The following is an 11,879-nucleotide window of genomic DNA, read 5'->3' on the forward strand; positions in this document are numbered from 1 at the left end:
CTAGTGGAGTAATCCGGTTGCTAGAGCATGATATCCAATTAATTTATACGTGAGTTTGGCGGCGGTAAACTCGGAAACCACACAATCAGCCACAGGTGCTAATTCCATCACATCACAACCAATCACCGTATGAGTGGTAAATAAACGCTGCAAAAATCCGAGTAAACCATACCAACTTAACCCACCTGGTTCAGGGGTGCCGACTCCGGGCATGGAACTGGGGTCTATCCCATCTAAATCTATTGTCAGAAAGACTCGTTTTGTGGGAATGGCGGCGATCGCTTTTTCGATCCAGTCGGGTTGAGTGGCGATGTCTCGCGCCCAAAAAATGGGTAATTGTTTTTCTTTGATTAAGTTCGCTTCTTCGATGCACAAACTGCGAATTCCCACCTGTACCGTTGGTAGTCCCATTTCTACTACTCGCCGCATCACACAGGCATGATTATGAATTGTCCCTTCATACTCATAGCGTAAATCTCCATGAGCGTCAATTTGAACGACGGTAAACGGTTCATCAGAGAGTTGTTGATATCCGGCGACAACTCCTGCGGTAATACTATGTTCACCGCCCAAAGCGATCACAAATTTACCAGAACTTGCCAAATCATAAACGGTTTGTTGGGTAACTTGCAGCATTTCTTCGGAGGAGACGGCTTGGCTGCGGGTATCCGCGATCGCTGGATGGGTGTAAATTCCCACCGCAAAACAGACTTCTCGCTCTAGTTCGTCGTCGTAGCATTCAAGCTGATGAGAGGCTTCTAGCAACGCCGCAGGGCCGTTTTCACAGCCTTTTCGATAGCTGGTGGTTGCCTCAAAGGGAATGGGTAATAGGGCAACCTGGGCGGTTTGAGCGTTGGGTACTATTTCTGAACCTAAAAAATCAACAACAGCAGTAGAAGTCAGGGTTGATGTCATTGGGATAATCGAAGGGATAACTCAGGGTTGAATAATGTCACCCTAGATTTTGACATATTTAGAACTGATCAGATCACTAGATTCGGTTGCCGAGGGAATGCTGTATTAATGTATTGCTAAACGTTTTCGGGTGATATTCTTGTTGACAGGGATAAGGCTGTTCAATGAACCAATGTTCCCATCGGTCTGAAGATAGAGAAGAAATTTGGCTGCCTGTGGTTTCAAATTTGCCGTGCATACAAATATTACCTTTATGATCGCGTAAAATAGCTTGAGCGGTATCGAGGGAAAATTGACCTTCGTTGAGTTGACATAACAATTTAACCCGTCCTTCTCGCGAGTCATGGGAAGAAACTTGAAGTCCGCCCTCAGAAAAAATCTGAGCAAAATCAAAATCTTCTTCACTTTGACACCCTCCCATTTCTATTGCATGAGGGATGAGTTGAGGATGTCGTAAATCACCTTGATTCCGAATACTCAAATCATTGGAAATAGAACGAGTTCCGGTGGTCACGTGTTCAGCTATCCAATATTGACCTGCGGTTTCTAAGACCCAAGCTTCGGTGGGATCAGCAATAATAAATGAGTTGTGATAATTGAGGGCAAAATGTTCGGCACAGTTTCCCCCTTGTCCATATTGCTCTAATAATTCTACTATACAATCAAGGCCTGAACGGGCAGTGGCAGAGCGTTCTAGGGCGAGTCGTAATAAATCCATCCCCAACAAACCTGTACTATAATAAAATTCAGTTGTCCAAACAGCCTCATTTCCGATGACAACTCCACACTCATTTGCACCCATTTCAGCGCCCCAAATCCAACGCGGTTTTGATAAGATTACGGCGTAGGTGTGGTTAACCTGAGGAATAGAAAGATAAGTACATTCAACTAATTCCCCAAGACCGTTATTTTGGGATGGAATTGTCACCACATCTTGAATTTCTCCTTGAGGGCGATCGCTATTTTTCCCAAAAATAACATCACCGTTGAGTGTAGCATCGGGTAAGGCAACGAAGGTATCACACATCGCAACAAAATTCCCTGAATTAACTTGTTCCTATTTTGTCTTGCTCACTGGGCGATCTACAGTCCCAAATATTAATGTTTTCTGTAAATTTGTTTTCCTAACTTCAGTCCTGCTGATTCTTGATAAACTTTCTAATGATTTAACTCTGATTTTAATAAATTATAATTATCCTCACAAATTCTCAAAATCCTGCCAATCATTCAGGTTTTTAATTCGATTTACAGAATTTTGCAGTTCTTTTAACAAACTGTCGATTTTCTGGATAAACTCTCGTTCTTCGGCGTTTAATTTCCCTTTTTCCGCTTGACTTTCCAACTGAGATTTTGAAAGTATAAATCGAATTAAGGGTTCTATAGAGGAGAGATTTTCTGGTAAACCTACTAATTGTTTAAAGATATCCAGAGTGTTTTCTAAACTTAAATTGCTAGGTAAATCATTATAATTGCTAAGATAATCGCTATTGTTAATGCGGCTTGAGTCGTTGTTTTTTTTTGGGAGGACAGAATCGCTCTAGAAGGTGGAGATGCTAGTAATTGATTAGTTTTTGAAATAACTTCCCATTCTTCATTTTCTATTCGATCCGATAAACCTCGCCATACTCCTGACAGACTTAAAGCAGATTTGGCTTTTAAAGTCGTGATAATTATTAAAAAACCGTCTCTTAAAGGAATAGAATAGTTTTGCAGTTCTTTAGCTAATTCTTGGCGTAATTTGGGGTAGTTTTTACCGAGCTTACAAGCTTTTTCTGCGGGTTTAGATTCGAGACTTTCGGGGAAGGCTAACTGTTCAATTGCGTCTTTATCAACTTGAAAACCGAATTCTCCGCCGATGTTAATCGCTTGATCGAGTTCTAATTCGAGTTCATTTTTTAACGCACGAATAGCGAGATAACGTAATATCTTTTCATATTCTTCTGAGTCAGAATAAACCCAAGCAATAGAATTTCTAACGGAGCGACCCATAAAATCTGTTCGTTCTTCTCTAGCTTTTAATCCGGTTATAAGTAAGAGAAATTCAGAATCTTGACGCGCAAGAATCATGGAAGGTTTTTGATGATCGATAACAGTTTCAACAGGTACTCTTTTAAAAATGGGTGGAGTTTCACGAATCAGACTCTCTTTTCTAATTTTAAACCAAGAATAATCTTGATCTTCTTTTTGACCTCGACTGAGAATGTAAATTGTCATTGTTATTTCCTCTAAACGTTAAAAGTGTGTTTAAATCAGTTTAAATTTTCAACCATTGTTCGCCTTTTAAAACCACAAAACCTTCGCTAGTTTTACAGTTATTGGCAAATTGTTTGACTGCGGTTCTTAGGTAAGCATCCAGACTAAACCAATCCCGCAAAAAGTTAAAAATTCCCCAACTTTTTGAACGGGAATCAAAATGCAATTTTAGCAAAAATCGCAAAAGATATCTCAGAGGTTGTTCGCTATCTTTCGGACTATATTGAGCATCATGTCGGGTTTTCCGAAAGTAAAAGTGAGGATTTTTTTGTTGATCATATTCTACCCGAGAAAAGATCACACTCCCCACCGTTTGCACGGGAGTAATAACACTCGCTATCCAAGGGCTAACTTTTTCAGAATCAAAAAATTGAATTAAATTTTCATAACTCTTTTTCACCCGTTCTATTAACTCTTTTGACTGTTTTTCATCCTTTAAATATTTCTCGCATTTAATAGGAGCAAAAATTACCAACCGGGGCGAGTCAAGGTCTTGATAAGCTGCATTAAATAAGTCTTTTATTTGCTGAGGTCGATTCACTCTTTCATTCAAAATCCCTTTTGGATCTTCCATCAACGCCGGAGCGTCAATTGCAATTAAAACCGCGACAGATTCTTGTAACAGGTTTCTCACAAACTCTCTTTCTTCTTTAGAGGCTTTGCTTCCCAAATAGCCGCCCGGATAATCTCTAAACCGCAGTTGTAAGGAAGGTTTTTCTCCTTTTCGACCCAAACCAAAGGTAAAAGAACGCAAAGAATCCGGGCCAGAAATGGCTTCTGTTCCTTGAATTCCCATTCTTCCTCTCGGTTCAAAAACATCCAGTAAACTCTTGAGATCAACTAAGTTATCCTGCAAAATTGCCGAGCTTTCATCATCGGGAGTTAGCTGTAAATCTGTCGAACCAATATTACTCTCAAACTGCTCATACATGGCGGTGAGAAGTGTTGTTTTACCGACTCCACTGGGGCCGAGCATTGTAATTGGAAGTTTCTGCATTTGTATCCTAAATTAATCCAAAAAGTTCATTAAATTTAATGGGTTGGCTGCCGTTGCTCGTTCAACAGAATCCATCCATTCTCGTCGAGTTCGTGTCCGTTCTCCTAACTGTTCAAATTCGTTAGGCCAGACATCATAGCGAACTTCTTCTAAGAATATACGCCATTCGTTTTTAACTGCTTTTGCTCGCAATACCCGATCCATGAATTCTTCTACAATAGCAAATCCCGCTTGGCTTGGTTCTGCTAATAAATCATCTAAAGCTCGTTCACATTTATAAACGGCTTCTGCTTGGAGAGATTTGAGACAATTTAAGACTTCTTGAGCGGAGGGAGAGGATGACAGTTGCAGTGAGGTTTCATCGGGAGTTAAATCATCAAGATGTTGGCGAATTCGGTGTTGAATTAAACCTCGATAGGAGAGTTCAAAGTCAGCCAGAATTTTAAACCCTCGTAACAATTCGCTCGGTTGATTTTCGACGAGTTCTTCAGGAATAATTTCGGCAATTTTTTGAAGGAATTCTGACCCTCTACTCTCTGTTAAACTGCCTAAATGACCTCGCTCTACTAACACTTGAGCCACTTGATATTTTACCCGATCTAATCCTCGTTTCAAGCCTTCATCTAAGGATAAAAAATGTTGAGATAAATGGGATCGAACTTCGTTGAGATATTCATAATAAGCATTAGGATAGCCGCCTACACTATCACGCTTGCGATTAATTTCGGCTTCGGTGGGAAGACTTGCATCTTCTCGACAGGCTTTAATCGTGTTTTCGACTTGTTGTTGGAAGTCAGCATCTTGTGAATCCCGTTGTTTTCTAAGTTCTCGCAGCAAGGCTTCTAAACCTGTTGTTAAGTCTTCCCAGAGTTGATCAAATAAGGTCACAAATAAGGGAAACCAATTATCACGTCCGGTGACTCGTTCTAGGGCTGTTTGGGCTTTTTCGAGTTCGGAAGAAATAGTCTTTTGCAGTTGAATTAAACGCTCTTGAGTTGAGGTGGCATACTGAGCATCTAAAGTAGAAATTTCACTCGCTAAATAGTTGAGAATTCGCTCTAGAATTTGTTGGTTGACTGTCTCTATATCTGCACAGTTGACAATGATATGATCAACTACATATAAATGCTTTTCTTTGCGACTATCTGCTAAGTCTTGACAATAGAGTGAGTTATCTCCAATTAGAGAGTTATTATCTGTACGATTGAGGACGAGAAATGACCAAAGTTGAATCGGGAGTTCAGTCAGTGCAGAACTAGCAATATCATAGAGTTTAACATCAACATCTGCCCAATATTCTCTCGGGGGTCTAGGCATTCGCACAAATAAAACAATATCAACATCTTGTCCGAGGGTTTTGATTAATCGTTCTTCATCTCCGAGTCCAGTATCACCTAATCCTGGCATATCAATTAAGGCGATTTGTCCGACATCAGAGTTGGGAAAAGTACAAACAATTTTGGCTTCTCGAACGGCTAAATAATTTACATGAATACGATTTCCACTCGGATCATCTTGAGCAATATATTCTCGAATTTGAGACTTAGGAATTCGACGGGGTGAAGGTTCGTGAAACAGATAACGGTATTTTTCGAGGTTTGTATGGTAACGACGCAAATGTTCATACATCGCTCCACATTCTGCTTGTTTAGAGAGGTTTATCGGTAAATCAGGAAGGGGTTGTGTGGCAAATTCTTCTAAACTTAAAGGCTTTGCTCCTAGATAAAGTTTATCATAATAAGGGGTAATTATTTCTTGTAAAAAAGTTCGCTCGGTGTGAAACCAAACTTCTCCGTAGGTATCAACGCTGGCGTTATGATAAATTGTACTGCGAACTCCTGTACAATGTTGGCGATCGCCTGTCGGAATTTCTGAGGTTGTTAGACCGGATAAACTTTGTAATAAACGGCTTTTTCCCTGTCCTGCTCGTCCAACAACACCAATATTGAGAGTATTACGAGAAAAACGGGATTTCAGTTGGTTCAAAGCCAACAATTCGGACTCAATACTTCTGTTGATTAATGAGCAATCAATTTCTTTTAAATGTTCACTCACATCGGAATCATCAACTTGGGAAAGAAGCTGATTTCGATGGTTTTGAAGATGCTCCAATTGAGCAGTAAGTGATCTGAGATTTTTCTCAACTTTTTCAATTCTCAAGGCGAGAGGCTGACGTTGATTAATAATGCTGGCAATCTGGGCAGCTCTATTCATGGGGATGGCTTTCTGATTCCAGAAGAATTATATTTATCATAACTTATATTTTGTCCAATTGTGAATATTATCAATAAATTTAATGATAATAAAATTTTATTTATAAATAAAACATTAACGAAATCTCAACTTCAGCCTTTGGAACTAATTAACGAATGCGTGCTTAGGGTAACACTATGTATGAAATTACCCAGCAAGTGATGGGCGGAGACAATTCAGCTTATTCCCATTTTATCGGTGTTGTTTGGGATAGGAATAATTCTCTTTTGGTTGGGTTATTTACAGCAACCGATGTATCGCGTTTTGGGAATGGGGATGACACTTTATCCCACGGCTTTGATGCTATTTTGGGATGCTGATCAGGTGTTCACTCCGTAAACAGTTACCTATTGTTTTTTAGTGATGGGTTATCCTCCCGCTAACCCATCCTAAAGTCTCAAAATTCAATCAATTAACCGCCAATTCCTAAGCGACTTGCTAGGGCTGGAGTTAGCGGAAATAAGGTGACAATCATTAGAAATAACGCTAATAATCCTAAAGCCGCCCGAGTATCATCCGGTTCAGTTAATTCATTTAAACTAGGGCGTTCAAGGTTGCGTTGTAAGATTAAAATCACCACCGCCCAATACAACGCCAGAGAGTTTACTAACGAAGCAATTGCGAGTACAATAAATGTGGCTAAAGTGGAACGCCCAGCAACTTTACGCCCATAAATTGCTTGCATAATTCGTCCGCCGTCGAGTTGGCCTGCTGGCATCAGATTAATTGCGGTAATCACTAAACCTAACCAACCAATAATCGTCAAAGGATGAACATCAACAATCGACTGATGTAACGCCGAACCTAAAACAGTTTTGGCTAAAATTCCCACTAAAACTGACCCTTTAAAAAATTCGGTGGGAATCTGAAATAAACTTCCTGGATGAGATAAAACTAACCCGATAAACAGCATTGCCAGTGATAGTAATCCTCCGGCAGCAGGCCCAGCGAAAGCAACATCAAATAAAACTTTTCGGTTTGGGAGAATGGACTCAAAACGGTTAAATGCCCCAAAAGTACCCACTTGAATAGTCGGAATAAAAAACGGCCAGCTAAATTTAACGTGATGACGTTTTGCTATTAGTTGATGGGCAATTTCATGGAGAGCGAGAATGGAACATAAACCGATAGCGATGGGTAGAATTTCTGCATAACGGTTCGGTTCAGTGAAAAAGTCAAACCCGAGTAACAAACTTCCGGCTTCAAAGGTGGTAAAGACACTGACTAAAAGTAAAATAATCGCTAATACTTTTTGAGGAATTGTAGTCGATTGGGGATCATTTTTACGGGGAAGAACGATCACAACAGGTTTTCCTTCGGGGTTTTCAACTAAAAAAAGTCGGAAGCGATCACCCATTTTTTGCTCTAAGTTCTCTGATAGGCGAGTATAAGCTTGTTCGGGATCAGTTCGCAGGTTTCCTTTGAAGATGATTCCTTCTTGATAAGGTAGAGTTTCAGTGGCAAAAAAGGTATCTATACCAAAAATATTTTGAATTATTTTGAGATCGTCTGGAGGAATTGGTGTCGGTTTGTCTTCGGTGTCTGTTAGCTTTGTTTCAGGGGGCGACGGGGCTGCGACAGATTCAACGGAGGGTTTTTCCTCAGTTTGATTCGCTGTATTGTGGTACTGTAGGGGAGAGTCTGCTGGAGAGTCAGAAGGTTGTTGCTCGTTTTCGGCTGACATTTCCCGCAGTTTGCGACCGAGGATGATGTAGAGTCCAGTTGAAGCCAGGAATAAAAAGAGGATACTGGCTAGATTGAGGTAAATTCCAGCCCCTGCCAGTGCGAAAAAGAGCAGCCAAGGTGCCATTAAAATGACAGACTGTAACCAAGACAAGATCCCCAGTTTACCATAGGGTTGAGCGCGATAGAAGCCCCATCCCACAATTCCTAGAGCGATCAATAAGATGAAAATAGTTGTATTATCAAACGAAGTAAACATTCTAGACCTTAAAACATAGAGCAAACAACACCTGAACTAATCAAGCATCACTCAAAACAATTATACAGTAGCACCTGAAAATGGTTGATTCTTTGTCCAATACAGGCAATACACCAATACATTCACAAGAATTAAAGCGATATAAACTCTAAATGCTAGTTGTGAATTGTAACTTCATTCAAAGTATCGTTCCCAGTTTTTATAAGATTGATGTCCTTAAAACTCATCTTTGATCATTAGTTTAAGTTCTCTAGAAATTGGCAATTTATCAATCTCTTGAGATAAGTTTATCTTGGTTTCACCATTAGAAATTCGCTCTTTATAAACGCCAACAAGGAGAGCTTCTAAACCATACTTCGTGAGAGCATCAGAAGCCAGTCCAATAATTCCCAGTAGCACAATTCCCCCAATCATTCCACCTGGCCCTAGCATGGCAAGTGCAGCGGTAATTGCAGCGGCTCCGGTTAATCCAGTCGTTGCCATTGTGATTAGGAGAACAACCGCAGGGAAACCAATTCCTGCTAATTTACTAATAATTTCATCCATGATTTTAATTAAAATTAGATAAATGTTGGATGTGGAAAATACAATCAAAATCTTCAAGAATCAACTGAGTTATCCAAGTCTTTAGCTTGATCCATGAGTCGATACTTGGCATTTCTAGCAACGACTTGCACTCGCTGCTGAGTAATCTTGAGCTTTGTAGCAATTTCTTTGGTTGTCAACCCTTGCTGCAACAGTTCATAGACTTCTTTCTCTCTGGGTGTCAGTTCTTTTCGTCTCATTTTGCTGATTAATTCTCTCTAACAATTAATATTGTTGCAGATTTGGACAAAAAAAGTATCCGAAAAAATACTGAAGTTTAGGAGAAAAAAAGATCCTCAATAAAAGTTACAGTAAGTCAGTCAGAAAAATGAATTAATCTCACCACCTCCTTCAAAAAATATTTAAACATTTTAAATCGCAAAAGTAGAAGTGAAATGAGCAGATTATTATCCCTTGTTTTCTCAGTCTGATTTGAACTAGGGAATAACGATAATAGGATTAGGAGTATTGTGATTAGATTCAATTCGAGAGGTGTCAGAATTTCCTAAAGCGTTCATGGAGGCTTTCGCTTCAGCCATATCTCGTCGAGTTGCTTCTCGCAATTGTTCTCGTAGGGCAGGCATTACAGCCAGCGCTCGTGTCCAGTCAGGAATTTGAATATTTGCGGGGTTATTGAGGTAGTCTTGCCCTGCTTCTGTGATCACTTGTTCAAATAACTCGATAGTAACTTCTTCTTGATGACGATCATACTCTAGGTTATTAAAACGAGCATCAACAAAATATTGCCGAGTGTAGTCTTGTGCTTCGCGTCGAAATTTAACTCGTAAGGTGCGAATTTCATCGATGGTTAATACAACTCGTTCCATTTCTGTTAAAGTTCTGAGAATAGAACGGAGAATATCTCGACACATTTTTCGCAAGCCTTCATGAGTGGAATTACCAATCGGTTGATGTTTATGATCGAAGATTCCTAAATCAATTTGAGCGATGCGTTTTTCGGCTACATTGCGATAAACTTCAGCCAGCAATCCAATTTCTAGACCCCAATTTCCCGGAATCCGAATATTAAGAGCTAAATCGTTTGTTAGAGCGCATTCTCCCGAGAGGGGATAGCGATAAGCCCCTAAATAACGTAGATAGTTATGATAGCCTAACATATCTGTTAAAGCGGTGAGTAAAGGCATGATAAATAAACGAACAACTCGCCCATGAAATCGAATCGGTTCACCTCCTAAGCGGGCATAATAGGCTTTGTTAAAGGCGATCCCCAACTCTTTTTCGACCAGAGGAAAAAGTAGCTTCATCGGATAGGTCTTGTTGTAAGTGATAATATCGGCATCGTGCATAGCAATCGCTTCAGCTTGCAAAGATGCCACACCTAGTCCTAACCAAACGGCTTGACCTTTGCCTTTAAAGCTTAATAAATCTAAGCCTTTATCTCGCAATTTTTCTAAGAGTTGAGTCACCCGAGGGCCGTTTTCCCAAATTACAAAAGTTGGCTGGGGTAATATACTAAAAAAATCAACGGCTTTGTTGTATTGTTCGAGGGTTTGAGCGCAGAGACAAATAACTACAGTATTGACAAATTTACAGTCTTTTAATTGATCTCGAATTAAAGTTAAAGCAGGTCTTTCGAGTTCATCATATAATGCCGGAATCAATACAGCAGTTGGTGAAGTTTCACTCAGTTGAGTTAATCGTGCTTCTAGGAGTTCTAGATCGCAACCAAAATCATGTATTGTTGTGATTAATTCTTGTTTGTAGTCCATATAAATCCCAACTCCAAATATTACACATTATACTGTTGTGTCTATTTTACCTCTTGTCGGCCAAACGGAGAGAGTTAAAATATTTTGATCTCAAGATATTTCAACAAATTTTTTGATGAGGTAAAGCAAACTCCCATCTAGGTGATTTTCCCAATAAAATACAAATTATCTTTTATTCTGTTCATTTTTATTGATTGTTTATTGCTGATGATTAAATTATTTTGTGATATTTTTAAAAGAAAATACTAACTTTTAAACTACTACTTTTTATTCTAAAATCACTGATTAATTAAAAATATTTCTCATCTTAAGTCATCAATAATAAATCACTAAGAAGCCAGTTTAATCCGTTCAATTCCTGAGTAAATATTAAATCGCCGACCTCGTAAAAAACCAATCAACGTTATATTAAATGCTTGAGCTATCTCCACCGCCAAGCTACTCGGAGCAGATACCGCACAAAGAATAGGAACCCCTGCAACAATACACTTTTGCAAAATCTCAAAGCTAGAGCGTCCACTGACCATTACGATATGATGTGCTAGAGGTAAGTCATCTGTCAAGAGAGAAGAACCAATGAGTTTATCTAAAGCATTATGACGACCGACATCTTCTCGAAGTTTCAGGAGTTTTCCCTGAGAGTTAAATAACGCCGCTGCGTGTAAGCCACCAGTCGCTGAAAATAACCCTTGAGCTAATTTGAGTTGATCATTTAAACGATAAATAATCTCTGTATTAACATTAAAGTCAGAGGAAATTTGCGGAAGTTCACGGAATTTTAAAGATTCAATACTCGCTTTCCCACACACTCCACAAGCACTGGTCATAAAAAAATGTCGTTCGAGTCGTTTAAAATCAAAAGTTAATCCCGATTTTAGAGCCACATTAATAATATTTTGTCGTTGTTCACCATCAATATCAGGATCAACACAATAACTCATTTTAGAAATATCTTCTCGGCTAGTTATCACACCTTCACTGTACAAAAAACCCGTTACTAAATCAAAATCTGCTCCCGGTGTTCGCATGGTGACAGCAAGAGTTTGTGCAGGAGAAACTAAGCGAATTTCCAAAGGTTCTTCTGTAGCAATGTCATCTAAACGGGAGCGGATTTGACTTTCTTCTATTGTCCAAATATTAGACTTTTTTTTGCTTTTTGCAGCACTCATGGGTGAATTTTTAAGTGAATTTAATTTGGTTCGTT

General features: G+C 39.4%; 12 protein-coding genes. 1 reads left to right on the top strand and 11 read right to left on the bottom strand.

Annotated features, from left to right (window positions below):
- From speB to L8106_RS11055, 6 genes are all read right to left on the bottom strand, one after another.
- Positions 1-915, bottom strand: a complete 915-nt coding sequence (gene speB, locus L8106_RS11035) for an agmatinase (protein ID WP_009784370.1) — start codon at positions 913-915, stop codon at positions 1-3.
- 76 nt (positions 916-991) lie between these two features.
- The gene (locus tag L8106_RS11040; protein WP_009784371.1) at positions 992-1,942 is read right to left on the bottom strand and encodes a C69 family dipeptidase; all 951 of its coding nucleotides are present in this window, start codon (positions 1,940-1,942) and stop codon (positions 992-994) included.
- 171 nt (positions 1,943-2,113) lie between these two features.
- A complete protein-coding gene (locus L8106_RS32095) occupies positions 2,114-2,257 on the bottom strand; it encodes a hypothetical protein (RefSeq protein ID WP_009784372.1) in 144 nt (47 codons plus the stop codon).
- 101 nt (positions 2,258-2,358) lie between these two features.
- Complete coding sequence (locus L8106_RS11045) at positions 2,359-3,129, bottom strand: hypothetical protein (protein ID WP_009784373.1); 771 nt, start codon at positions 3,127-3,129, stop codon at positions 2,359-2,361.
- A 40-nt stretch (positions 3,130-3,169) separates the two neighbouring features.
- Entirely contained in the window at positions 3,170-4,165 is a 996-nt protein-coding gene (locus tag L8106_RS11050; protein WP_009784374.1) for a hypothetical protein, read from the bottom strand.
- A gap of 12 nt (positions 4,166-4,177) precedes the next feature.
- Entirely contained in the window at positions 4,178-6,379 is a 2,202-nt protein-coding gene (locus L8106_RS11055) for a hypothetical protein (protein WP_009784375.1), read from the bottom strand.
- A gap of 176 nt (positions 6,380-6,555) precedes the next feature.
- On the opposite strand from L8106_RS11055, the gene L8106_RS11060 reads away from it, so the two are divergent.
- A complete protein-coding gene (locus tag L8106_RS11060) occupies positions 6,556-6,738 on the top strand; it encodes a hypothetical protein (RefSeq protein ID WP_009784376.1) in 183 nt (60 codons plus the stop codon).
- Positions 6,739-6,830: 92 nt separating this feature from the next.
- Here the strand turns inward: L8106_RS11060 and L8106_RS11065 are convergent, their stop codons facing one another.
- The 5 genes from L8106_RS11065 to fdhD form a co-directional block, all read right to left on the bottom strand.
- Positions 6,831-8,360, bottom strand: coding sequence for a site-2 protease family protein (locus tag L8106_RS11065; RefSeq protein ID WP_009784378.1), 1,530 nt, complete (start codon positions 8,358-8,360; stop codon positions 6,831-6,833).
- 216 nt (positions 8,361-8,576) lie between these two features.
- Positions 8,577-8,906 carry a hypothetical protein gene (locus tag L8106_RS11070; RefSeq protein ID WP_039896050.1) on the bottom strand — a complete coding sequence of 110 codons (330 nt, stop codon included), beginning with the start codon at positions 8,904-8,906 and terminating at the stop codon, positions 8,577-8,579.
- 53 nt (positions 8,907-8,959) lie between these two features.
- Positions 8,960-9,145: a LuxR C-terminal-related transcriptional regulator gene (locus L8106_RS11075; protein WP_009784380.1), complete on the bottom strand. Its 186-nt coding sequence runs from the start codon at positions 9,143-9,145 to the stop codon at positions 8,960-8,962.
- A gap of 237 nt (positions 9,146-9,382) precedes the next feature.
- Complete coding sequence (locus L8106_RS11080) at positions 9,383-10,675, bottom strand: hypothetical protein (RefSeq protein WP_009784381.1); 1,293 nt, start codon at positions 10,673-10,675, stop codon at positions 9,383-9,385.
- Positions 10,676-11,004: 329 nt separating this feature from the next.
- Positions 11,005-11,844 carry a formate dehydrogenase accessory sulfurtransferase FdhD gene (gene fdhD, locus L8106_RS11085; RefSeq protein WP_009784382.1) on the bottom strand — a complete coding sequence of 280 codons (840 nt, stop codon included), beginning with the start codon at positions 11,842-11,844 and terminating at the stop codon, positions 11,005-11,007.
- Between the last annotated feature and the right edge of the window lie 35 nt (positions 11,845-11,879).

This window comes from Lyngbya sp. PCC 8106 (assembly GCF_000169095.1).
Lineage (GTDB): Bacteria > Cyanobacteriota > Cyanobacteriia > Cyanobacteriales > Microcoleaceae > Capilliphycus.